18 protein-coding genes are annotated in these 22,884 nt (G+C 60.1%); 11 read left to right on the top strand and 7 right to left on the bottom strand.

What is annotated here, in order from left to right; all coding sequences use genetic code 11:
• Nucleotides 1-8 precede the first annotated feature (8 nt).
• From C1719_RS07190 to C1719_RS07200, 3 genes are all read right to left on the bottom strand, one after another.
• On the bottom strand, nt 9-800 hold the full coding sequence (locus tag C1719_RS07190) for a 4Fe-4S dicluster domain-containing protein (protein WP_102374477.1): 792 nt from the start codon (nt 798-800) through the stop codon (nt 9-11).
• Entirely contained in the window at nt 793-1,635 is an 843-nt protein-coding gene (locus C1719_RS07195; RefSeq protein ID WP_102374478.1) for a cytochrome b/b6 domain-containing protein, read from the bottom strand. The genes C1719_RS07190 and C1719_RS07195 overlap by 8 nt, the downstream gene beginning before the upstream one ends.
• A 459-nt stretch (nt 1,636-2,094) precedes the next feature.
• Nucleotides 2,095-3,372 (bottom strand): Fic family protein, encoded by a 1,278-nt coding sequence (locus C1719_RS07200; protein WP_146007864.1) that lies wholly within the window; start codon nt 3,370-3,372, stop codon nt 2,095-2,097.
• Nucleotides 3,373-3,807: 435 nt separating this feature from the next.
• Between C1719_RS07200 and tig the strand changes: the two genes are divergently transcribed.
• The 6 genes from tig to thrS all read left to right on the top strand — a co-directional run bounded on the left by tig (nt 3,808) and on the right by thrS (nt 13,033).
• Complete coding sequence (gene tig / locus C1719_RS07205) at nt 3,808-5,304, top strand: trigger factor (protein ID WP_180963517.1); 1,497 nt, start codon at nt 3,808-3,810, stop codon at nt 5,302-5,304.
• Between the two features lie 66 nt (nt 5,305-5,370).
• Nucleotides 5,371-6,012 (top strand): ATP-dependent Clp protease proteolytic subunit, encoded by a 642-nt coding sequence (locus C1719_RS07210; RefSeq protein WP_102374480.1) that lies wholly within the window; start codon nt 5,371-5,373, stop codon nt 6,010-6,012.
• Nucleotides 6,012-7,421, top strand: coding sequence for an ATP-dependent Clp protease ATP-binding subunit ClpX (clpX, locus tag C1719_RS07215; protein WP_102374481.1), 1,410 nt, complete (start codon nt 6,012-6,014; stop codon nt 7,419-7,421). Before C1719_RS07210 ends, clpX begins: the two co-directional genes overlap by 1 nt.
• Before the next feature lie 74 nt (nt 7,422-7,495).
• Nucleotides 7,496-10,180 carry a valine--tRNA ligase gene (locus tag C1719_RS07220; protein ID WP_102374482.1) on the top strand — a complete coding sequence of 895 codons (2,685 nt, stop codon included), beginning with the start codon at nt 7,496-7,498 and terminating at the stop codon, nt 10,178-10,180.
• A gap of 254 nt (nt 10,181-10,434) precedes the next feature.
• The gene (locus C1719_RS07225) at nt 10,435-10,995 is read left to right on the top strand and encodes a zinc ribbon domain-containing protein (protein WP_102374483.1); all 561 of its coding nucleotides are present in this window, start codon (nt 10,435-10,437) and stop codon (nt 10,993-10,995) included.
• A 124-nt stretch (nt 10,996-11,119) separates the two neighbouring features.
• Entirely contained in the window at nt 11,120-13,033 is a 1,914-nt protein-coding gene (thrS, locus tag C1719_RS07230) for a threonine--tRNA ligase (protein ID WP_102374484.1), read from the top strand.
• 558 nt (nt 13,034-13,591) lie between these two features.
• On the opposite strand, the gene C1719_RS07235 is transcribed toward thrS, so the two are convergent.
• Entirely contained in the window at nt 13,592-14,404 is an 813-nt protein-coding gene (locus C1719_RS07235; RefSeq protein ID WP_102374485.1) for a hypothetical protein, read from the bottom strand.
• Nucleotides 14,405-14,609: 205 nt separating this feature from the next.
• On the opposite strand from C1719_RS07235, the gene C1719_RS07240 reads away from it, so the two are divergent.
• Nucleotides 14,610-15,392 carry a helix-turn-helix transcriptional regulator gene (locus tag C1719_RS07240; protein WP_102374486.1) on the top strand — a complete coding sequence of 261 codons (783 nt, stop codon included), beginning with the start codon at nt 14,610-14,612 and terminating at the stop codon, nt 15,390-15,392.
• On the opposite strand, the gene C1719_RS07245 is transcribed toward C1719_RS07240, so the two are convergent.
• The gene (locus C1719_RS07245; RefSeq protein ID WP_102374487.1) at nt 15,293-17,272 is read right to left on the bottom strand and encodes a cation:proton antiporter; all 1,980 of its coding nucleotides are present in this window, start codon (nt 17,270-17,272) and stop codon (nt 15,293-15,295) included. The two genes, C1719_RS07240 and C1719_RS07245, sit on opposite strands and share 100 nt — an antisense overlap.
• A 252-nt stretch (nt 17,273-17,524) precedes the next feature.
• Between C1719_RS07245 and C1719_RS07250 the strand changes: the two genes are divergently transcribed.
• Together C1719_RS07250 and C1719_RS07260 are read left to right on the top strand one after the other, a co-directional pair.
• On the top strand, nt 17,525-17,848 hold the full coding sequence (locus C1719_RS07250) for a heavy metal-binding domain-containing protein (RefSeq protein ID WP_102374488.1): 324 nt from the start codon (nt 17,525-17,527) through the stop codon (nt 17,846-17,848).
• Nucleotides 17,849-18,120: 272 nt separating this feature from the next.
• Nucleotides 18,121-19,047, top strand: coding sequence for an ion transporter (locus C1719_RS07260; RefSeq protein ID WP_102374490.1), 927 nt, complete (start codon nt 18,121-18,123; stop codon nt 19,045-19,047).
• On the opposite strand, the gene C1719_RS07265 is transcribed toward C1719_RS07260, so the two are convergent.
• Nucleotides 19,016-19,954, bottom strand: coding sequence for a patatin-like phospholipase family protein (locus tag C1719_RS07265; RefSeq protein WP_102374491.1), 939 nt, complete (start codon nt 19,952-19,954; stop codon nt 19,016-19,018). The two genes, C1719_RS07260 and C1719_RS07265, sit on opposite strands and share 32 nt — an antisense overlap.
• Before the next feature lie 197 nt (nt 19,955-20,151).
• Here C1719_RS07265 and trxA point away from each other — a divergent pair, with 197 nt between their 5' ends.
• Nucleotides 20,152-20,460 (top strand): thioredoxin, encoded by a 309-nt coding sequence (gene trxA / locus C1719_RS07270; protein ID WP_102374492.1) that lies wholly within the window; start codon nt 20,152-20,154, stop codon nt 20,458-20,460.
• Between the two features lie 86 nt (nt 20,461-20,546).
• On the opposite strand, the gene msrB is transcribed toward trxA, so the two are convergent.
• Nucleotides 20,547-21,719 carry a peptide-methionine (R)-S-oxide reductase MsrB gene (gene msrB / locus C1719_RS16260; protein ID WP_219717838.1) on the bottom strand — a complete coding sequence of 391 codons (1,173 nt, stop codon included), beginning with the start codon at nt 21,717-21,719 and terminating at the stop codon, nt 20,547-20,549.
• A 213-nt stretch (nt 21,720-21,932) separates the two neighbouring features.
• Here msrB and trxB point away from each other — a divergent pair, with 213 nt between their 5' ends.
• Complete coding sequence (gene trxB / locus C1719_RS07280) at nt 21,933-22,865, top strand: thioredoxin-disulfide reductase (protein ID WP_102374493.1); 933 nt, start codon at nt 21,933-21,935, stop codon at nt 22,863-22,865.
• Nucleotides 22,866-22,884: the final 19 nt, after the last annotated feature.

Consider the following 22,884-nt stretch of genomic DNA (forward strand, 5'->3'; position numbering starts at 1 on the left):
GAGCTCGGTTATTCCTCGGCGGCGGCTTCATCGGCCGGGACGGCTTTTACGACGGAAGCGGTTGGAACCGATATGCTCGGTTTCACACGTCCCGCATCGTCGATGGGGTAGCCGATGATCGCCCAGTGCTCGTTGCGCAGGTTGACGTCGTATCCTTCGTCGGATTGGCGTGGGATGGCGTGGGTGAACGAGATCGCGCGCATAGGGCAGACCTCGATGCACGCCTGCTTGCCGTTCGGGCCGCCTTCCTGATCCCAATACGGCGTGTTCAGGCACAGGTCGCATTTCTGAGCGCACCTGTCCTCGTAGTTCCATTGCACGCGCGAGGGCGTGAACGGACATGCTTCGATGCACCGCTCGCAGCCGATGCATCTGCCTTCGGCTACCATGCGCACGCCCGTTTCGGGGTCGGCGTGCATGGCGCCTGTGGGGCAGGCATCGACGCACGAGGGGTAAGGGCATTGGCGGCATTGGTTTTGCTGCACGTCGAGCGGGAAGCACCCGAGCGGATTCTTCGTCAGCTGCATGCGCGAAAGGTTCACGTTGGTGCGACCGCTGTGCGCAAGAGAGCACGCGAGCATGCAGGTTTCGCAGGCGCCGCACTTTTTGGTGTCTACGAGCAGATATCCGCTCGACGCCTCGACGGCGTAGACCTCGTCGCCTACGAGGAACGCGGATACACCTGCGCCGGCGAGTATCGCGCCGATGCCCACGCCGCCGATAGCGGCAACGAAATCGCGGCGCGTGACGGTGCGTGCGGCGGTTTTTTCCTGTGCGCCGCCAGTGTTCTTGTCAGACATGTTCGATCCCTTCTTTTCGTCCTGCGGCAAGCGGAACGCTCTGGCCGCCCGTCTCGTCTTTTTCGGCGGCGGTCGCCTCGACCGCCCCTTTCCCTTCAAGCTCTTCGATCCATGCCGAGTGCTCGTGTCTCGCATGTTCGAGCGGCACGTAGCCGGTGAACATGGATTTCAGCGTCTTCCACGACACGGGCAGAACGGCGCCGAAGAACACGTGGGCGAGGAAGAACAGCAGCATGAGCGCCGCCGAGATATCGTGCGTCCAGGTTACGACGTTCATGAATCCCTCGGGGAGCAGCAGCGCGTGGGCGAGCACCTTCAGAAGGCCGCTTACCAGCACGGCAACCGTTGCGATGATGGCGAGTATGAACGCCATGCGCTCGCTTTCGAAGTACTTCGCCTCCTTCGGATACGTGCACTTCTTCACGCCAAGCAGGCTTCCGTAGTGGTTGAGCGTGTAGGTGATGGCGTTCTTCGTCGGCATGTGCTCGCGGAAACGCCAGCGCGAGATGATCGTGTTGCCAAGCCAGTAGAAGGTTCCGAACAGGAATAGCAGCGCGAATACGAAGTGCACGTTGAACCATGTTGCGGCAGCATCGTCACCGGTGACGAACGAGGGGGAGAACCTCGTTCCGAGGATGATGCCCGACACAAGCAGCAACGCCGTGCCCACTGCATGCGTCCAGTGCGATACGCGTGCGGGCGCGTCGTGCCTTAGTACCCGTTTGCCCCGGATGACCGGATCCTGACGCTTGCTCAAACCCGCAACCAGCAGCCCTAAGAACGGAGCTGCGAACACGAGCCAGGTGAATTGGTCGAACAAAAGCGTTTCTTGCATCCCTGCTCCTCTCGTCTTGCAGTGCATGGGAGAAAGTATAGAAACACCAGCTCATAGAACCAAAATGGCAAAATGAACAGAAATCCGTCTCCGGATGTCGGCTCTGACTCGCCGACGTGTTCAAAATGAATAGCAACCGAGGTCTTCGCAAACGAGCGGTTCCATATGCGGCGTAAGCGTGCGTTGCGGGGTCATCTCGGATCTCTGGATGGAGCACCGAAGGCGACTTTTCGCTGCGAGAACCGAGACGAGTGCACGTTTCCGCTCGGCGGTCGGCGCGTTTCGGTCGCCCGAGGGTACGCGCCGCAGCGCTCCGAGCGCCGCTTGCCGTCGAAAATCATCCGATGAATACGTGAGCGGTTTTGTAGGGATTGCGAACCTTGCGAACCTTGCGCGTGCGGCTCGGCGAGGGGTGCGATGGCGGGCCGACGCCGTTGGGCGAAGGAGCTGCGCCGCGCCCTACAGGTTGCGCGACAGCTCGTCGATGCGCGCGTCGGCTACGAAGACGAACGCTTTGCCGCGGTGCTCGGATCGCAGATACCCCGCATCGGCGAGTTCGACGAGGTCCCTGCGTGCCGTTGCGTACGAGATGCGGTTCTTCTCCTGATGGTATCTGATGTGGAACTCGGCAAGCGGAGTCCGTAGCGCTCGCGCGAGGATGGAGCGTTGCCGGTGGTTGAAGCGCTGATCGAGCGAGAGCATGGCCTTCGCCGCCCGATCTTTTCCTGCGATTCCCGTGATCTGCTCTTCGATTTCGTCGAGTGCGATCTTGATGCATTGGCCCGAAAGCGTGTGGTGCACGGTGAGATCGCAGCAGCTGCGCCTGCGGGTGCTTTCGTATTCATCGGGGCCGCAGAGCGTTTTGTCGCCGAGCTCGTTTTCCGTCCAGAGGTACTTGGCGCCCGAGATGGGCGCGTACGCCAAAACGGGCAGGCCGTGTTTGAGATAGAAGAGCTTCGACGCGAGCGAGGCGATATGGGAGCTTGCGAACCCGTAGGGCTGGTGGTATCGGATGGAGTCGGCTATGAGATTTCCCCGCAAAACGGCGAGGTCTTCGCCGTCGCCGCCGTTGGCGTATTCGAGGATGAGCGAAAGCTGCCGTAGCACGACGCCCCATGCCTCCTCGTCGATCGCCGCGTTCGGCGCGTTGGCCTGCAGGGCATCCAAATCGCCTTGGGCGATGCCCTCGATCAGGCGGGCATGAAAGCCGTCGAGCATTTCTGCGGAGAACGGCTGGTCGATAAGGGAGGAAAGCTCGGAGTCGATGGCGACGGCGTTTGCGATCAGCCGTTCGATAGGAAGTTCGGGAACCGTGTTGAGCCTGACGTGCATTTCGAGATGGTCGCATTGCACTGCAAACCCGGCGAGCTTCGCCGCCGCAACGCTTTCGGCAAGGCGCATGCCGAGTGCGAACGATCGATCGGCGTGATCGAGCAGGGCTTCGTAGAGAGGGGAGTCCTGCGTGCTCCGCCGTTCGATGGAATCGATGAGGTCGCTCAGCTCGTGGGTTCTGCGGTACCACAGGAGGTTGCCCTCTTCGTCGGGGAAGAGGTGCACGCCCAGACAGGTGCCGATGCTCCCGAGCATCTCCCAAACGGAGAGCGGGCTCATGTTCGGGGGGAGGGGGTGCTGTAAAAACGTATCCCACGTCATCGCTTCGCGCTGCGAAAGGCGAAGCAGCGCTCGAAAGCTGCGATCATGGATGATCTCGGTCAATGTCGGTGCGTGTTCGTCCAATATCCTTCCAACCCCGCATCGGCGATGCGACATGCGAAGAGCGCTCGCCGAACCCATGCAAGAAGATCCATCCATGCAAGAGAGCCCATGTAAGAAATTACTATAGGGTTTCGAAAAGGTCGCACCTGCGCGAATTAGGCGGAAGGCCGGAAAGCGGCGAGTGCGGTTGCCGGGTTGCCGCATACCGCCGCAGGGGTATTCCGGTAACCGCTTGTTATCCAAATCGTCAGTTTGATGTGTTCGTGCGTGTTCGTTCTTTCTCATTCTATGCATATGTGCGATAATTCCGTTTCGGTATGCTTTAAGACGCGGGATTCCGCGTTTCACGTGGGATGCTGCGGAGCTCGATTCGAGGCCGCAGAGCCGGGTGAGCACAGCGCGGCAAACCGCGTTATATGCCGCAAGGCAGCAACTGAAGATGGAAGGAAAACATACGTGGAAACAAAAGTCGAGGCATTGCAGGACAACCAGGTCAAGCTGACCGTCACGGTCGATGCCAAAGAGGTTGACGATCGAATCAAGAAAACCTATAAGGATTTCGCTTACAAGTACAATTTCCCGGGCTTTCGTCGCGGCAAGGCTCCGCGTCCGGTCATCGACAACGCTCTCGGTGCCGAGGCCGTTCCGGCGACGGTCACCGATGCGCTTTTGAACGAGACGTACCCGGTTGCCGTTGACGAGGCTTTGCTGTATCCCGTATCGCAGCCCAAGTTCGAGGACGATTCTTCGCTCGTCGAGGCCGGCAAGCCCTTCACCTTCACTGCTGTTGTTTCGGTGAAACCCGAGTTCGAGCTTTCGAGCTACGATCCGGTCGAGATCGAGCTTCCCGCCGAAGGCGCTTCTGACGACGAGGTCGCCGAGCAGATCGATCAGCTGCGCGAGCACTACTATTCGTTTGAGGATGACGCCGCGTCCGCGAAGATCGAAGAGGGCGGTTACGCCGACCTCAAGATGGAGGCGACCGGCGCCGACGGCGAAACGCTCGAGACGCTGACGACGGATTCCCGCCTGTACGGCCTTGGCGTGGGATTGTTCCCCGAGGTGTTCGATAAGGAACTCCTCGGCTTGAAGAAAGGTCAGAAGAAAAGCTTCGACATCGACATCACCAAAGATTCCTCGATGATGACTTCGTCGCTTGCCGACAAGACCGATAAGATCCATTTCGACATCGAAGTGCTTGCCGTCAAGAAGAAGATCCTCCCCGAGGTGACCGACCAGTGGGCCAAAGACACGCTCGGCTTCGAGGATGTGGCGGATCTGAAAGCCCGCATCGCCGAATCGATCGCCAAGCAGAAGGCCGACGTGCTTCCCGGTATGAAGGAAAACGCGTGCCTGAACGTGCTCGCCGAGCGCCTTGAAGGCGATGTGCCCGAGTCGATGGTAGAGGCCAACGAGGCCGATCTTCTCAAGTCGTTCTTCCAGCAGCTCCAGTCGCAGGGCATGAGCTTCGATGTGTACCTCATGCAGCAGGGTATCACCGCCGACCAGTTCAAAGAAGACGTGAAGAAGCAGTCTTCCGACATTGCGAAGCAGGATCTCGCCCTTGACGCGTGGGCCCGTCATCAGAAGATGGAAGTCACCGACGAGGAGATGTCCGACGAGTTCGTCAAGAGCGGCGTCGAGGATCCCGAGGCGCTCGAGGCCGAGTGGCGTGCCAACGGCCAGATGCACATGCTGCGCCAGGGCATCCTTCGCACCCGTGCCGTCAACGAGATCATGGAGACCGCCAAGGTCACCGAACTGACCGGCGCAAAGGACGAAAAGAAGGACGAGAAGAAGCCTGCCAAGAAAGCGTCGGCCAAGAAGGCCGCTGCGAAGAAGGACGAGGCCGACGGCGCGGAGGCCGAGGAGAAGAAGGCTCCGGCGAAGAAAAAGGCTCCCGCCAAGAAGGCTGCTGAGAAAAAGGCCGACGCCGAAGAAGCGAAAGAGTAAAGCATACCTGGTCAAGGAATTAGCATACGAGTCAGACGGGAACGCCCCGTCGGAAACGAGGCATGTATGACAGCACAAAACGAAATCGCCAAAGCAGCGCTCATTCCCTATGTTATCGAGCAATCGCCGCGTGGGGAGCGCAGCTACGACATCTACTCCCGACTGCTCAACGACCGCATCATCTTCCTCGGTGAGCAGATCGACGACAATGTGGCGAACTCCGTGGTCGCCCAGATGCTTCATCTGGCCAACTCCGACCCGGACAAGGACATCTCCCTCTATATCAATTCGCCCGGAGGATCGGTCACGGCCGGCCTTGCGATTCTCGATACGATGAACTTCATCAAGTGCGACGTATCGACCATCTGCCTGGGCGAATGCGCTTCGATGGCAGCCGTGTTGCTGTCTGCGGGCGCGAAGGGCAAGAGATTGTGCCTTCCCAACTCCATGGTGCTCATCCACCAGCCTTCGGGCGGAGCCCAGGGCCAGCAGACCGAGATCGCCATCGTGGCGGACTTCATGCTGAAGACCCGCAAGCGCCTGAATAAGATTCTCGCCGACAATACGGGTCAGTCGCTTGAGACGATCCAAAACGATACGGAACGCGATAACTACATGACCGCCGAAGAGGCCATGGCCTACGGTCTTGTCGACGATATCGTGAAGCCCCAGGCGTTCGTCGGTGACGACAAGAAAAGCGAAGAGTAATGCCAAACGACAGAATTGACGGGCGCGACGCGGGTTTCGGGGGAGAGCAGAATCCCCGCGATATCGCATGCGCTTTCTGCGGCAAGGCGCCGCACCAGGTCTCGGCCATGATATCGGGTCCTGGCGGCATCTATATCTGCGACGAGTGCATTTCGGTATGCGCCGACGCCATGATGCGCGACATGGGTCTCAACAACGGGCCGGGGGATTACGATTCCCCGGCTCCGGCCGCTTACGGCCGCGGCTCGGGCCGCCATGCCCGCCAAGGGGAGGCGGAACCTGTTGCCATCGAGCCCGATCCCGAAGACATCCTGGCGGATCTTCCCACCCCCCACGAGCTCTACGAAGAGCTTTCCGAGCATGTTGTGGGCCAGGAAACGGCCAAGCGCGCGCTTTCCGTCGCCGTATACAATCACTACAAGCGCATCAGCCTCGACGAGGACCTCGATGACGACGATGTGGAAATAGCCAAGAGCAACATCCTGCTTTTAGGTCCCACTGGCTCGGGCAAGACTCTGTTGGCTCAAACGCTTGCACGTACGCTCCAGGTGCCGTTCGCCATCGCCGATGCGACAACGCTCACCGAAGCGGGCTACGTGGGAGAAGATGTCGAAAACATCCTTTTGAAGCTCATCACGGCTGCCGACTTCGATGTATCGCGCGCCGAGATCGGCATTATCTACATCGACGAGATCGACAAGATCGCGCGCAAGGCCGAAAACCTTTCGATCACGCGCGACGTTTCGGGCGAAGGCGTCCAGCAGGCGCTCTTGAAAATCGTCGAGGGTACCGAGGCAAGCGTGCCTCCGCAAGGCGGCCGCAAGCATCCCCAGCAGGAGCTCATCCACATCGATACCACGAACATCCTGTTCATATTGGGTGGTGCGTTCGTGGGGCTTTCCGACATCATCGGCCAGCGCGTCGGCAAGACGGGCCTTGGCTTCAACGCCGAGCCGCCGAAGACCAAGAAGCTCGCCGAGGCGGAACTGCTTGCAAAGGTGCTGCCCGAGGATCTGAACAAGTACGGCATGATCCCCGAATTCGTGGGCCGCATCCCAGTGATAACGTCGCTTCAGGAGTTGTCTGAAGACGATCTGGTGCGCATCCTCACCGAGCCAAAGAACGCGCTGGTGAAGCAGTACACGCGCATGTTCGAGTTCGAGGAAGCGGAGCTCGCGTTCGAGCCCGACGCTCTGCGCGCCATCGCGCGCGAGGCGGTCGAACACGGAACGGGTGCCCGCGGCCTTCGCTCCATTCTCGAGCGCGTGCTGCTCGATGTCATGTACGATCTCCCCGAACAGGGGGGTGCTTCGCGCGTCGTCGTTCGTGCGAGCGATATAGCGGGGGATACCAAGCCCGAAATCGAAGCAGTCAAGGTATCGAAACGCAAATCCAAGCAGAGCGCCTAACTCAACAAGCGGAAATCGGGCGGGCGCGGCTATAGGCTTTGCGCCCGTCTTTTGCATTCAGGGAACGAGGAGCTATGTCCGAAGAGAAGAACAACGAGCAGGCGAAGAGGAAAGTCGATTACGACTTCGCCGCCCACGAGCGCCCCCTTATCGAGGCTTGGCAGGAGAAGGGGTACTTTAAGAGAACGCCGGGTTTCGGCGAACATGCCGATGACACCTACACGATCGTCATCCCGCCTCCGAACATCACAGGTGCGCTCCACATGGGCCATGCCCTAAACGACACGATCCAGGATACCTGCATCCGCCGCGCGCGCATGCAGGGATATCGGACCAGGTGGATTCTCGGTACCGACCATGCGGGCATCGCCACGCAGACCAAGGTCGATAAGAAGCTCGCCGACGAGGGCATTTCGCGCCTTGAAATCGGCCGGGAGGCGTTCGTCGAGGCGTGTTACGACTGGTATCGCGAATACGGCGCCACCATCGTCAACCAGATCAAGGGCATGGGCTGTTCGTGCGATTACTCCGATGAGCATTTCACCCTCGAGCCGGCTTACGTGAAGGCGGTTCGCCAGGTGTTCGTCGATTGGTATCACAACGATCTGATCTATCGCGGCAAGCGCATCGTAAACTGGTGCCCGCACTGCACGACCGCCATCGCCGATGACGAAGCGGAGTACGTGGACGAAGCCGGCCACCTGTGGTACCTGCGCTACCCGCTTGTCGAACCGGTTGACGGGATGGACTATATCGTGGTGGCGACCACGCGCCCTGAAACCATGCTCGGCGATACGGGCGTGGCGGTAAGTCCCAAAGACGCGTCGAAGAAGGCGCTCGTCGGCAAGACGGTGAAGCTTCCGATCGTCGATCGGGAAATCCCCATCTTCAGCGATTTCCATGTCGATCCTGAGTTCGGCACCGGATTCGTGAAAGTGACGCCTGCGCACGATCCCAACGATTACGCGATGGGCGAGCGCAACGGGCTTGCACGCATCAACATCTTCGACGAGCATGCCGTCGTAGTTGAAGGCTACGGCGAGTTTTCCGGTATGACACGCGACGAGGCCCGCGAGGCCGTGGTGGCGCGTTTCGAGGAGCTGGGGCTTCTCGATCATGTGGAAGAGCACGGCCATTCGGTCATGACGTGCTACCGATGCCACACCAAGCTCGAACCCTGGCTTTCCGAGCAGTGGTTCGTGGCCGTCGACGGCCTCAAGGACGCTTCCTCCCGCGTGGTCGAGGACGGTTCGGTCACGTTCTACCCCGAGCGTTGGAAGCAGGTCTATCTCAGCTGGATGGAAAACCTCAAAGACTGGTGCATCTCGCGCCAGCTGTGGTGGGGTCATCGCATTCCGATGTTCTACTGCGACGAATGCGGCTGGGAAGATGCAAGCGTCGAGGACGTCGAGGCGTGCCCCGTGTGCGGCGCGCACGTGCGCCAAGACGAAGACGTGCTCGACACGTGGTTCTCATCGCAGCTGTGGCCCTTCGCCACGATGGGCTGGCCCGAAGCCGGGATGGATGCGCCCGAGATCAAGCTCGCCTATCCCACGCAAGTGCTTTCGACGGCCCGCGATATCATGGGCCTGTGGGTGGCGCGCATGGTCATGGCTTCGACATACTTCTGCAAGGAGATCCCGTTCCATGATGTGATCATTCATCCGACCGTCATGGCGGCCGACGGCAAGCCGATGAGCAAATCGCGCGGCAACGGCGTCGATCCTTTGCGGCTCATGGAAGACTACGGTGCCGATGGCATGCGGTTCGGCCTGCTCATGCAGGTGACCGGCGCACAGGATCTCAAATTCAACGAAGCGAAGCTCGAAAGCAGCCGCAATTTCGCAAACAAGATCCGCAATGCGGCGCGCTTTGTGATGATGAACCTCGACGGCTACGAGCCGGGTGCCCCCGATCCCGTGACGCCTGCCGACAAGTGGATATTCTCACGTCTGGCGGGGCTGGTGGCCCGTATCGACGGGATGTTCGAGCGCTACGAGTTCGGCGAGATTACCCGCGAGTTGTACGCGTTTTTCTGGAACGAGTTCTGCGATTGGTACATTGAATTTTCCAAGAGCCGCCTTGCGGGCGATGCGGCCGACCGTGCGATCTGCCAGCGCAACCTCGTGTTCGTGCTCGACACCGCGCTACGGTTGCTCCATCCCATCATGCCGTTCGTGACCGAGGAGATCTACCAGGATCTGCCTATCGACAAGGCGGATGCGCCGTACCTGATCATAGCCTCGTGGCCGGAAGCCAGCGAGCTTGCCCGTTACGTCGACGCGGATGCTGAGCGTGCGATTACGATGGTGACCGAGGCGGTGTCGGGCATTCGTTCGACGCGCTCGCGCTACGGCATCTCTCCGAAAACGGAGCTCAGCGTCGTCATCAAAGCCGATGCCCACGATGTCGATCTGCTCGAAGCCCAGCGCCAGCTGGTCATCGACATGGCGAACCTCTCCGGGCTTACGATCGCATCGGATGCGGAAAAGCCAGCCGAGTCGAGCATCGCGCTTGCCGCGGGCCTCGAGGTCTACATCGTGCTTTCGGGTCTCGTCGATTTCGCTGCGGAGAGGGCGCGCCTTGAGAAGGAGCGGGCGAAGCTTTCAGGCGATGCGGCCAAGCTCGAGAAGAAGCTCTCGAACCCCGGGTTCCTCGCCAAGGCGGCCCCCGAGATCATCGAGAAGGATCGTGCGAAGTGCGCCGAGCTGACCGACATGCTCGCTCGCATCGACGGGCAGCTCGCCGAAATAGGGTAGAGCCCATTCTGGGCGTTTGAGCCGGGCGGGGATGAGCGGGTTCAACGAGGCGGCTGCATCGGAAACGGGCAGCCGCCTTTCTTTTCTGCGTGCAGGGACGGTGCCTGTTTCTATTTTCCGAGGAAATTGGGGGTATCTGCTTTGCTCAGGTATGTTCTTTGTTACAATAGGGCATTGTGTCGGCGCCCAGCGTCGATGCGAACGTTTTCATACGACGTCATATCGTACGTACTGACCTAGAAAACGAGGTTACCATGAACGAACTGTTGTCCCAGCTGTGGACACCTGAGCTGCAATCGGCTTTCACGATCGTCGTCGTGCTGCTGGTTGTGCTGTACGTGCTGTCCATCGTTTGGGTGGTGCGCGACGCTTACCTGCGCGGCTCCTTCTGGTATATCTGGGCGATCGTCGCCCTCGTGCCGTTGGTCGGCGTTATCGCATACTGCCTCTTGCGCCCGCCGCTGCTCCAGATCGATCGCGACGAACAGGAGCTCGAGATTGCGCTGAAACAGCGCGAGCTCATGAAGTACGGCGAATGCGCTAACTGCGGGTATCCCGTCGAGGCCGATTTCGTCCTGTGCCCGAATTGTCACCAGAGGCTCAAGAACCTCTGCATGACCTGCAACCATGCGCTTGATCCGTCATGGACGGTCTGTCCGTACTGCGCCACCCCGGTGGCGGGGGGAGCGCCGCGCCGCGGAGCCATGCGTCCTCGTTCGGGCGCGACAACTACCACGCCGCATAACGCGGCTCCCCAGCAAGCGAGGCCGGCTCGCTCACGTTCGCGCTCAGCCGACGAGCTCAGCGCACAGTAACCGAAACTGTATGCAACGCGAAGCCGCCCTCATTGGCGGCTTCGTTGTTCATAGGGCCTTGCAAAGGCTCGAAAACGATCGTGCAGGTGCTTTGTGCGCACCCGGCACAGAGAAAGGATTGGATATGGAAATCATTTTGCCCGACGGTTCAGCGAAGGAACTCGAGAGCGGGGCGACGGTCGCCGATGTGGCGGCGTCGATTGGAGCGGGCCTTGCGAAAGCGGCTCTGGCCGGCATCGTCGATGGGGTTGCCGTCGATCTGGGTTGCGAGGTCCACGGGGGAGAGCAGGTGGCCATCGTCACCAGCAAGACCCCTGAAGCCATCGACATCCTCAGGCATTCGACGGCGCATGTCATGGCTGCCGCGCTTGTCGATCTGTACGGCGATGTCAAGTTCGGCGTGGGGCCTGCGATCGAGGGCGGTTTCTACTACGATATCAAGATGGAGAAGAGCCTTGGTCCCGACGATCTTGAGAAGATCGAGGCCCGCATGGCCGAGATCGTCGCGGCGGCCGAACCCTTCGAGCGCCGCGTGGTGACGCGAGCCGAAGCCGAGGACATCTTCTCCGACCAGCCGTTCAAGCTCGAGCTGATCGCCGAGCTTCCCGAAGGCGAGACGATCACAACCTATTCGATCGGCAAGTTCACCGATCTGTGCCGTGGGCCGCATCTGCCCGACACCTCGAAGATCCCTGCGTTCAAGCTCACGAAGCTTGCAGGGGCTTATTGGCGCGGCGATTCCGAACGCGAGATGCTGCAGCGCGTGTACGGAACGGCGTTCTTCTCGAAAAAAGATCTCGAAACGCACCTTTCGAACCTCGAGGAAGCCGAAAAGCGCGACCATCGCAAACTCGGGCGCGAGCTTGGCATCTACACCATGGATCCGCTTGCAGGCGTCGGACTGCCGTTGTATCTGCCCAAGGGCGCGCGCATCATCCGCACGATGCAGGAATGGCTGCGCCGCGATCTGTACGAACGCGGCTACGAAGAGGTCATCACGCCGCACATCTACAATGCCGACGTGTGGAAGATGTCGGGTCACTATGACTTCTACCACGAGAACATGTACTTCTTCGAGATCAACGAAGGCGACGAAGAGAGTCCGCGCATGAGCGAGTACGGCGTGAAGCCCATGAACTGCCCTGGCCATGTCATGCTGTACAAGGCCGACCTGCATTCGTATCGCGATCTGCCGCTTCGTTATTTCGAGTTCGGCACGGTGTACCGCCACGAGATGAGCGGTGTTGTGCACGGCCTTCTGCGCGCCCGCGGCTTCACGCAGGACGATGCGCATGTGTTCTGCACGAAGGATCAGGTTGTCGACGAGGTGGTTGCCATCCTTGATCTGGTGGATCACATCATGACGACGTTCGGATTCGAGTACACCGCCGAGATTTCCACGCGTCCCGAAAAGAGCATCGGAACCGATGATATGTGGGAGCATGCGACGAACTCGCTCAAGGAGGCATGTGCGCGCCATGGCCTCGAATACGAGATCAACGAGGGCGACGGTGCGTTTTACGGTCCGAAGATCGATATCAAGGTAAAGGATGCCATCGGACGCACGTGGCAGTGCTCGACCGTGCAGGTCGATTTCAACTTCCCCGAGCGCTTCGAGCTTACCTATCGCACCGAAGATAACACCGAAGAGCGCCCTTGGATGCTCCATCGCGCCATCTTCGGTTCGATCGAGCGGTTCCTCGGCATCCTTATCGAGCACTATGCGGGCTCGCTTCCGTTGTGGCTTGCGCCTGTGCAGGTTGCGGTGCTCCCCATCGCCGACCGCCACAAAGATGCGGCGGCCGATCTTGTTGAGAAGCTCAAGGCGGCCGGCGGCCGTGTGGAGGTATACGATCAGAACGAGCCGATGCGCGTGAAGATAGCCAAGGCCCAGAGTCAGAAGATCCCTTACATGGTCGTGCTTGGCGATAAGGAAGTCGAGAACGGCACGGTGAGCGTTCGCGAGCGCCATGAAGGTGATTTGGGTTCGTGGAGCGTCCAGAAGCTCGTCGACATCATTGCGGAGGCGGCGCTGTAGATTTCTTCTTGCCGAAGGTAAGCGCTGGGTGCGAAAGCCCTGGGTGGTCCGAGACGTTCGGGCGCCCGGGGCTTTTCGCTGCGTTCGGCGTCGCTTTGCGCCTGCGACCCCTCGGGGGAATGCTGAAGCGCCTCTTCTGCACGTTTTTTGCCAGATTCATACAAGTCGCGCATGTCCCATGCGGTTGCTGACGAGCCGTGTCGCCCAGAAGCGGGTTAAGCAGCCTTTTGATCTGGGGCGATGAGGGCGGCAGTGTATTTGGTGACATCTTGAGGGGCCGTCGGGCTTTCTGTGGTGCGTTCGGTTGTATGAATCTGGCAAAAAACATGCATTTCGGGGCTTTCGGGGCGACAACGCCGGCTATTGTCGACGTGCGCCGGCCACCGGCGACGTCCGCCGGCCCCTGGTGACGCGCGCCAGCCACCAGGGTCATCGTCGGCTATCGGCGGCATGCGCAGGCTATCGGCGGCATCGCCGGCCACCGGACGTGCTAACCAGCGGAGGTGTCGGCACCTCGGCGGTTGCGATGCGCGGGGGGGTACCTGCGGCGCAGCCGCGCTACCCAAGCCAGAAGCGATAAGCTGTTGCCGATTCGCAATCCCATGTGGCGATGCAGAACTGCGAAAGGTCGTAGGCCGGGGCTTGATCGGTTGTGCCGAGGGCGCCTCTGGAAACGACGAAGGGGATCGTGCAGGACTTTTCCTCGCCGGGTGCAAGCATGTTCCAGCGGTCCTTAAGCTGATAGGATTTGAAGTTTCCTTCTCGGGGTTCGCCGTACAGCTCAGCTAGGATGCCTCGGCCGACCTGCCACCCGCTTCCGATAACGTCGACGCTCGATCCGTCTATCCCTTCGGTCCAGAGGGAAAACGAGGGCATGCGGGTATCCGCGTCGGCCTTGTTGGCGAGGGTTATATCGACGAGGATGACGACGCCGTCCGCTGCCTTCACGAAACCTGAGTAGACCTCGGCATAGTGCGGATACCATTCCGAGAAGGCCTGGAGGCTTACGGCTTTTGCGGATCCGACTTTCATGGAGAGGGCGGAACACTCGTAGGACCAGTCGGGTTGTTTGGCCTTGTGGCGTGCAAGCGCCCGCTCGCCTTCATCGAGTTCCCCGAAGTCCGTGAAGTGCTTTTCTCCCTGCAAGAGATTTTCGAGCAGGCACGGCGCGCCGAGAGGCACATCGACGACGTTTTCCGCCTCTACAGTGCTGTACGAGATGAACTCCCATGATGTTTCCGAGCGCTCGGGTGAAGCTTCGCGCGGTGCTGCGGGGAGGTATTTTCCGATCGCCCAGCCTGCGACGAGCGCTCCTGCAAGCAAGCAGCAGATGCCCGCAGCAATGCGTTTCGTTCGAGCGGTTTTTTCCATCGTCTCACATCCTCGGTGCGGTTTCGTTGGCTAAACCCTAGCATGTGCGGCGGAAAAACGGCAATGATGATTTATATCACCCCGATTCTCAGGTATTGCGGCTCCGTGATTTGCTACGCTGGTTTGCATCGAAGACGATGGATGTCCTGACGCCCCGCGTTTTGGGCTGCAAAGGCGGGGTTCAAGAGCAAAGGAGCGAAGAGCGATGTTCGACGGCGCGGCGGCGATATCCGTTTTGTGCCTGGCAGGCCTGTTCGCGGGATTCTGCCTTGCCGCGTCGTTTGCTTTTTTCTCGAAGCGCCCTTCGCGCACCCGTTTCCGGATGGCGGCTCTCTGGGCGGTTTCGCTGGTTTTGGCGGCGCTGTTCGATCGGATCGCATCGGATGCGTTCGGCGGTGCGGGCCTTGTCAACGCTGCAGTGATTGCGGCGATTTTGACGGCGGCTTTGTTTCTGTCGGTGGCTCTTCCCCGGTATTGGGAGAGTAAAGACGTGCTTGCAGCGGTGGCGTACCTGCAGATGCATCGTAAAGTGCCACCGCCTGATCAGACCGAGGGCTCACGGGAAGCGAGGGGGGTTGGCGGGGGCGCTCAGGAGACGGATGGTCGCGTTCGGGATGACCGCGCAACGTTTGGGGCAGTGACGATCGATCACGCGATGGTGTGCGCGCTTGCCGCGCGCGAATACGAATTGACGCGGCGGGAGGAAGAGATCCTGCTGCCGCTTCTCGGGGGAGGAAAGAGCTTCGCTGCAATAGCGGGCGAGCTGTTCATCTCGGACAACACGGTCAAGACCCATGTGCGCCATATCTATCGCAAGATGGGGGTCAACCGCAAAGAGGGCCTGAGCGAAAAGGTTTTCGAAGCTGCCGAGGGAGCGGCGCGCTTCGCCTACGCTTCGTCCGATGCATCCTTGTCCGAATGCTCCGTGCCGTCCTTGGTCTCTTTGCAGTCAGGATCTCCTTCATCGCCCGCTCCCCAGGAGCCGTAGCCGCGGCCGAAGCGCCGCCCTTCCTCCTTGCGGAGCGCACGGCGCGCTTCGCGTGTTGTGCGGCGGTCCGATTTGCGCGCCGTGCGCTCCGATTCGAGCTCGGCGCGCTTGTCGTCGTTGAGCTTTTCGAATTCGGCGAGACGCCGAGCCTGCTCGGCAGCGAAGAGCATTGCCACGCGGTCGGCGTGCGCTGCGCGGGAGGCGGACGCCTTGCGGGCAAGCTCGTCTCGCTTCTCCTCGGCTGCGTTGCGCAGCGCCGTGCGGCTTTGCAGTGCGGCGGCCTTATCCTGCCAATTGCCGCTCTGCTGCGCTTCGACGGTTTGGTCGCCGACCTTTTTGACGGCCGACCAGCGCAGGTCGCCCTCGGTTTTGAGGTGCTCCCACGCCTTGTCCCCGTTGTGCTTCGCAGCTGCCCATTCGGCATCGCCCTGGTTCTTTATCTCTTCCCAGAGGGCGGCATCGAGCTCCGTCCCCTGGATGAGTGCATTGGCGCGGTCGATATGGCCGTTGGGTATCCATGACTCCATGGGTCCGCGTCCTGTATGGTGCGTGATGAAATCGGCAGCTCGAGCGCGGCCGAACGATGCGGCGCGCATGGCGGCGTCCTGTTTAGCCAGCATCCGCTCAAGCGCAAGGTGGTCGCGCAGGATACTGCCGATCTCGCGCGGGTTCCTGCTGATTTCTTTTACTGCCACGATGGGCTGCGCATCGACGACACGGTAGGTGATCGAAGCCAAGAACGGCATGAGGAACACGGTGATGGCTCCAGCCGATACGAGCACCGAAGCGGTGTCTTGCGGCATGGCTCCCACCTTGACGGCGACGCTTGTTACCGCGACGATGATGGGAAGCGCGGTGGTGCAGTACAAGGCCACGGTCAGGCGGCTGTTAGGCGACATGTCGCGGGTGTCCTTGCCGGTCGAGAGCGCGATGAATATGGGCACGGCGCGGATGAGCAGCAGCATGAGGATAAAGCCGACGAGGAGCGCCGGCTGCGTGAATACGGCTGCGAGGTTGATCTTCGCACCCGAGGCGATGAAGAAGATGGGAATCAGGAAACCGTAGGCGATGCCGTCGAGTTTCATTTCAAGATCGTGGTTGCCCTCGGGAATCACGTAGCGCAAAACGAAGCCGGCTGCGAATGCGCCGAGCACGATGTCGAGATCGAAGATCGCGGAAAGCGCCACGAGCGCCACGAGCAAAAGCACGGTGACGCGCATGGCGGTTTGCGCCGTCGTGTTGGCGTTTGCCGTGAGGAATTTGAACACGGCGCCGCCGGCCTTCTTTGCTTTGGCGGAGAAGGAGGCCGCAAGTACGGCGATGCCGACGAAGACGACGAGGATGAGCACTGTGAGCCATTCGGCTCGCGACGAGAGCAGAAGCGCCATGGCGATGACGGGTCCGAGTTCGCCGTAGGTGCCGTAGGCAAGGATCGATTCGCCTACGCGGGTATCCATGAGGTTGCGCTCCTTGAGTATGGGAAGCAGCGTGCCGAGCGCAGTGGTGGTGAGGGCTATGGCGACCGCAATGCCGTCGACGTGGCTGACTGAAAAGTAGGGTGTGAGCCTTACGGCGAGAAAGCCCAGGCAGAGCGTGACGATCCAGGTGGCGAGCCCCCGTTTGCCCTGCGAACCCGTCAGATGCTTGGGGTTGATCTCGTATCCGGCAAGCAGGAACAGGAAGGCGAGTCCGAGATCGGAGAGCAGCTCGACCGAGTCGGTCATATCGATGAGGCCAGCCATGTAGGGACCCATCAGGGCGCCTGCAACCAAAAGGAAGACGACTTCGGGTATAGGTTTTCCAGGTATCAACTGGGCGATCATGGGGGAGAGGGCCGCAACGAGCGCGATGAAGGCGAGCGATATGAGATCGACGGGCATGAAGCGGGGCCTTTCTGATGAAGACGGCATCTCGGTAAACTTCGGGAAATTATACACCCCCGAGCGCCCTTTCCCGCGATCTTCCAGATGACTCGCGCATCTGTGAAGCGGAACCGAAGCATCCATAGATAGCCGCGGTCATGCCGCGCGGTCCCGATACTTGTATCGCTTGGATGCAGACGGCTGATGTCGATGGAAACCTTGCGTTCAAGCGGTAGCATATAGGGTTGACGACACGGGAAAGGACGCAACATGATAATCACCACCACGCCCGAAGTAGAAGGCTATGCGGTTATCGGCTACTACGGCATCGTTTTCGGCGAGGTAATCACCGGCATCAACTTCCTCCGCGATTTCGGCGCGGGCATACGCAACATCGTGGGCGGTCGCAGTTCGGGTTACGAAGAGGAGCTCATGCAGGCGCGCACCGAGGCTCTCCAGGAACTCGAGCAGCGCGCGCAGGGCATGGGCGCCCATGCGGTCATTGGCGTCGATATCGATTACGAAGTGCTCGGTCAGGGAAACATGCTTATGGTAACCGCTTCGGGAACGGCCGTTACTCTCGCGGCGAAGTAGGATCATCGCCGCCTCCCGTTCGGAAAGGCGCGCACGGTGCGGATAAAGCGCATATGCGGCACGATCGTCCTCGGCATGGCTTGCGCGATACGCGCGGCGAGCGTATCGGATCCGTGCGGTTCGCCCCTGGCTTTTCCAGCAGCGGCGTGACCGTCATTGCGGGCGATGCCATATACTGTACGGACGATGATCGGACGGCCTTTGCCGACGCGTTCGACAGGGGGTTCGAAAATCCATAGCAGCGAGATGGCAAGAACCGGAAGGATTGACCGATGGGAAAGCCGAGAAAGGCAGAGGATAGGGTGTCGCGGGCTTCAGCCTTGAAGCGGCGCGCCTATTTTGCAGTGAACGATCCGCTGCACGGCGGCCTGCTTGCCCGTATTTTCGGAGCGTTCGTCTTCGCGCTTATCATAGCCAATGCGGTTTTGGTTTTCGCCGAGGCCCAGGCTGGCTTCCCCGCGTGGGTCTATTCTGCGTTCTGGGTTTTCGGCGTCGTGTCGACGGCGTGCTTCGGTATCGAATACGCGGTGAGGCTCTGGGTTTCCGACCTGGCGCACCCCGCTCTCTCCGCCTCTCGCGCCCGGGTACGCTACGCGACGTCTGTCATGGGCATAATCGATCTGCTGGCGTTTCTCCCCGGCATGATCGCGTGGTTCGTGCCGATGACGGCGCAGATGTTTTCGGGGATACGCGTCATCCGCCTTGTGCGGTTGATCAAGATCTCGCGTTACATGAAGGGCGTTCGTTCGATCGGCCGCGTGCTCGCCAAGCGCCGCCACGAAATCGTAGCGGCCTTTATGGTTCTCGCGTTGTTGACCGTGACGGCGAGCGTCCTCATGTTCCAGGTTGAAAACCCCGTTCAACCCGAGAAGTTCGACAGCGTTTTCACGGGGATGTACTGGGCTATGACCACCATCACCTCCACCGGCTACGGCGATCTGGTGCCGGTCACGGCTCTCGGCCGGTTCATCGGTTTCTGCACGATGGTGCTCTCCATCGCGGTTGTCGCCATTCCCGCGGGCATTTTCTCTGCCGGCTTCGTCGCGCAGTTCAAGGAAGAGGATGCCGAGTCTGCAAAGCAGGCGAACGCCGCTGGCGGCGCATCGGCGGATGACGGGTCTTTATCCGGCGACGTGACGGTCTCTGGCGGTCTTGACGAAGGGGATCCTATCTCAGATCGTCGCCCAGATAGGCCCTGAGCGCGGGCCATGCGCGAGCTGCGGTTTCGTATCCCTGTTCGTAGAGCGCAAACAGCTTATCGGGATCCTTCTCCATGCTGCCGATCGTCACGGGCTCGGGTGGCCGGATGAGGAATACGCTGCCTTCATCGTGCATTCTCGAAAGAGCGCGGTAAAGGCGGTTGTATTCGAAATGGCGGAAACGCATGCGATCGACGAAGTGGGGGTACTCGCTGTACTGTCGGGCGGCGAGCGCCTGCAGCTTGTTGGGTTCTTTCGTGTATCCTTCGTGCTGTGTGAGCACGACGATGTGCTTTTTCGTTCCGGTAAGCAGGGAGTAGAGGATGGGCACGCTGTCGCAAGGGCCGCCGTCGAGCAGCTTCTTGCCATCGTGCTCGACGATCTTGCTGACGAGCGGCATGGCCGACGATGCGATAAGATAGGGAATATCGGCTCTCGGATCAGTGAACGTATGATAGTCGGCCTCGCCCGTTTCGAGGTTGCTTGCAACGGTGGTAAGCATCATGGGCGAGTTTTTGAAGGCATCGTAGTTGAACGGCTCGAGTTCGTTGGGGATCGTATCGAACGTGAATTCGACCCCGAAGGCGTTTCCCGTGCGCACGAAGCTCTTCATGGAAAGGTAGCGCCAGTCGTTGCAGTATTTGGTGTTGAGGTAGCAGGTTCGCCCGTCTTCGCCGGCAACGTAGTTGTAGCCGTTGAGCGCGCCGGCCGATGTGCCGATCACGTGGTGCGCCCAGAATCGCTGATCCATGAAAAAGTCGAGCACGCCTGCGGTGAACTGGCCGCGCATCGCGCCGCCCTCCAAAACGAGGTTGACCGGCGATGCCTCGCAACCGATGTAGGACGGTTCGTGAAGACCGGACTCATGGACTCGCTGCTCAGGTGTGGGCTTGGATGTTTCTTGCATGCTGTGGTTCCCTTCTGTCAGATCGATAGTATACCGCTTCTTACCGTTCGTCGGAAAAACGTCGATTTGTTTCCTAAATGGCAACACTAGTGCCTCGAGGGATTGCGAACGGTTACAATGGTTTCATTACAAGATGAGCATGCAGGTTAGCATGCGGGCGGGAACGAAAGACCCGCGCAGTTTTCTAGGAGGTTGTCATGAGCGAGGTAATTAGTTCGGCTGAGTTCCAGAGCAAGGTGCTCGACGAGAAGCAGCCGGTTTTGGTTGACTTCTTCGCAACGTGGTGCGGTCCGTGCAGAATGCTCGCTCCGACGCTTCAAGAAGTCGCCGAGGAGATGGAGGGCAAAGCCAAGGTGTACAAGCTCGACATCGATCAGAGCCCCGAGATCGCTTCCCGCTACGGCGTTATGAGCGTTCCCACGTTGATTTTGTTCGAGGGCGGCCAGATCAAGAAGCAGACGGTCGGGGCTCAGCCCAAGGCGCAGATCATGGCGATGTTCGATTAATTGTAAACGGGTATTCCTGCAACGCGAAGGCCGGCGCATCGTGCGCCGGCCTTTTTTGTGCCGAGAAGCTAAGTTGCACCAGGAGGCTAAGCGCTTTTGCTTGCGGGTTTGCGCTCTTCGGCTTCGAAATCGTCGAAGACGGATGCGAGGTAGCCGTAGCCTTGCTCTTCAAGTTTTTCGTAGGGAACGAAGCGCAGTGCGGCGCTGTTGATGCAGTAGCGAAGCCCGCCCGCTTCTGCGGGGCCGTCGGGAAACACGTGACCGAGGTGGGCGTCGCCCGCACGGCTGCGAATTTCGGTTCGCAGCGTGTTGAAGCTCGTATCCATATGCTCGGTGAGCACCTCTTTTGCGATAGGGTGCGTGAAGCTCGGCCATCCGCAACCCGATTCGAACTTGTCGATCGAGGAGAACAACGGCTCTCCTGTGGTGATGTCGACGTAGATGCCCTTATCGAACAGGTGGGCGTATTCCCCGGTAAAGGGGCGCTCCGTCTCGCTTTCCTGCGTGATGCGGTATGCGAGCGGCGTGAGCGTGCGACGCAGCTCGGCGTCGTCGGGCTTGGGGTAGGCGGAGGCATCGATGCGGCCGTCGGCGTTCGCATCGCCCTCGTCGGGATCGGGTATCTGAGCGGAATCGGCGGGATCGGCATCGTCCCCGAATGCTTCGAGGTAGAAATCCGGGGGTAGCGCGATGCTGCTGCCGAGTCCCTTGCGTTTGGCGAACTCGTCGGCTGCCCGCACGTTGATGTGGCAATAGCCGCCGGGATTCTTTTCGAGGTAATCCTGATGGTATTCTTCTGCGGGGTAGAAACCGTCGATCGGCTCGACCTCGACGGCTATCGGCTTGTCGTAGCGTTCCTGCAATTCGCGCATGGCGTTTTCGATGATGCCGACGTCGCCCATGTCTGAGTAGTAGATGCCCGAGCGGTACTGGGTGCCCGTATCGTTGCCCTGCCGATCGACGGTTGTGGGATCGATGGCCTCGAAAAACGCCTCGAGCAAGGTTGCCGTTGGCAGGATCGTCCGATCATAGGCCACGGCGACCGCTTCCGCATGACCCGTGTTGTATTGGCATACGTCGCGATACGATGGATACTCCGTCGATCCGTTGGCGTAACCGACTTGGGTTTCGATGACTCCGGGCAGACGCTTGAGGTACGCTTCGAGGCCCCAGAAGCAGCCTCCTGCCAAGAACAGCATATGACGGTCGGCTGGCGGATCGGCCTCGTTGGCTTTGTCGGTTGCTCGTTCGAACACCATGTGAACTCCTTTTCGCGGTTTCATGATTCTATCTAAACCGTCTTCGGGTCTCGTGGCGAGAACCGTTACCTTTGCGTTGCGGGCCGTGCATCCATTCGCCTGAACCGTTACTCGTTCGTTGAGGTCGCAGGTTGGCAAACCCCACCGAAACAGGGTAAGGTATACACGAACCAACAGCGTGCACAGGATAGTCTGCAAAGGAGCGTATCTGATATGGAAACGGAAGCTCAGGATAAGGTGTTCGACGTTGCGGTAATCGGATCGGGTCCTGCAGGGATGACGGCGGCTCTGTACGCCGCGCGGGCCGGACTCGACGTTGCCGTTTTCGAGCGCATCACGCCGGGCGGACAGCTCGGCCAGACCGAGCATATCGAAAACTACCCCGGTTTCCCCGACGGCATCAACGGCTTCGATTTGGCCTTCTCCATGAAGCAGCAGGCCGATCGGTTCGGCGCGCAGAACATCGGTGAGGAAGTTCTCTCGGTTGATTTCGAAGCGTCTCCCAAGGTTTTGAACACGGGGTTCGGTACCTATCGGGCGAAAAGCGTCATCGTGGCGACGGGCGCGAAGCCGCGAAAGCTCGGGCTCGATCTTGAGGAAGAGCTTCAAGGCCGCGGCATCTCGTACTGCGCTACGTGCGATGGCAATTTCTTCAAGGATCGCGATGTGGTCATCGTGGGCGGGGGAAACACCGCAGTGGCCGATGCTATCTATATGGCCCGCATCGCGCGAAAAGTGTATCTCGTTCACCGTCGCGATACGCTACGCGCGACGGCGATCTACCACAAAATGCTCGAGGAGATCGATGCGGTCGAATTCGTTTGGAATTCGGGCGTCAAAGAGCTTCTGGCCAAAGACGGCATGCTCGGCGGCGTGCTTGTAGAGCACTACGATACGGGCGAGGTCGAAGAAATCAACTGCTCGGGACTGTTCGTGGCCGTCGGCACCGAGCCCAACACGGAGTTCTTGGGCGGTGCGCTTGCGCTTGACGGGGGATACATCGTTGCCGACGAGTCGGGGCATACCTCCGTCGATGGCGTGTTCGCGGCGGGCGATGTGCGCACGAAAGCGCTCAGGCAGGTGACTACGGCGGTTTCCGATGGTGCGAATACTGCGGAGGGTGCTGCGGAATACCTGGCTTCGTGATACCATATTCAGTTGCGAT

The organism is Raoultibacter massiliensis (genome assembly GCF_900199545.1).
Taxonomy (GTDB): domain Bacteria; phylum Actinomycetota; class Coriobacteriia; order Coriobacteriales; family Eggerthellaceae; genus Raoultibacter; species Raoultibacter massiliensis.

Bases quoted from the DNA above. Each gene is read 5' to 3' on its own strand.
- clpX (WP_102374481.1), top strand. From the start codon at position 6,012: ATGCCAAACGACAGAATTGACGGGCGCGACGCGGGTTTCGGGGGAGAG.
- thrS (WP_102374484.1), top strand. From the start codon at position 11,120: ATGGAAATCATTTTGCCCGACGGTTCAGCGAAGGAACTCGAGAGCGGG.
- C1719_RS07245 (WP_102374487.1), bottom strand. From the start codon at position 17,272: ATGCCCGTCGATCTCATATCGCTCGCCTTCATCGCGCTCGTTGCGGCC.
- C1719_RS07225 (WP_102374483.1), top strand. From the start codon at position 10,435: ATGAACGAACTGTTGTCCCAGCTGTGGACACCTGAGCTGCAATCGGCT.
- C1719_RS07195 (WP_102374478.1), bottom strand. From the start codon at position 1,635: ATGCAAGAAACGCTTTTGTTCGACCAATTCACCTGGCTCGTGTTCGCA.
- C1719_RS07220 (WP_102374482.1), top strand. From the start codon at position 7,496: ATGTCCGAAGAGAAGAACAACGAGCAGGCGAAGAGGAAAGTCGATTAC.
- trxB (WP_102374493.1), top strand. From the start codon at position 21,933: ATGGAAACGGAAGCTCAGGATAAGGTGTTCGACGTTGCGGTAATCGGA.
- trxA (WP_102374492.1), top strand. From the start codon at position 20,152: ATGAGCGAGGTAATTAGTTCGGCTGAGTTCCAGAGCAAGGTGCTCGAC.
- C1719_RS07260 (WP_102374490.1), top strand. From the start codon at position 18,121: ATGGGAAAGCCGAGAAAGGCAGAGGATAGGGTGTCGCGGGCTTCAGCC.
- C1719_RS07250 (WP_102374488.1), top strand. From the start codon at position 17,525: ATGATAATCACCACCACGCCCGAAGTAGAAGGCTATGCGGTTATCGGC.
- C1719_RS07265 (WP_102374491.1), bottom strand. From the start codon at position 19,954: ATGCAAGAAACATCCAAGCCCACACCTGAGCAGCGAGTCCATGAGTCC.
- C1719_RS07235 (WP_102374485.1), bottom strand. From the start codon at position 14,404: ATGGAAAAAACCGCTCGAACGAAACGCATTGCTGCGGGCATCTGCTGC.
- C1719_RS07190 (WP_102374477.1), bottom strand. From the start codon at position 800: ATGTCTGACAAGAACACTGGCGGCGCACAGGAAAAAACCGCCGCACGC.
- C1719_RS07240 (WP_102374486.1), top strand. From the start codon at position 14,610: ATGTTCGACGGCGCGGCGGCGATATCCGTTTTGTGCCTGGCAGGCCTG.
- msrB (WP_219717838.1), bottom strand. From the start codon at position 21,719: ATGGTGTTCGAACGAGCAACCGACAAAGCCAACGAGGCCGATCCGCCA.
- C1719_RS07210 (WP_102374480.1), top strand. From the start codon at position 5,371: ATGACAGCACAAAACGAAATCGCCAAAGCAGCGCTCATTCCCTATGTT.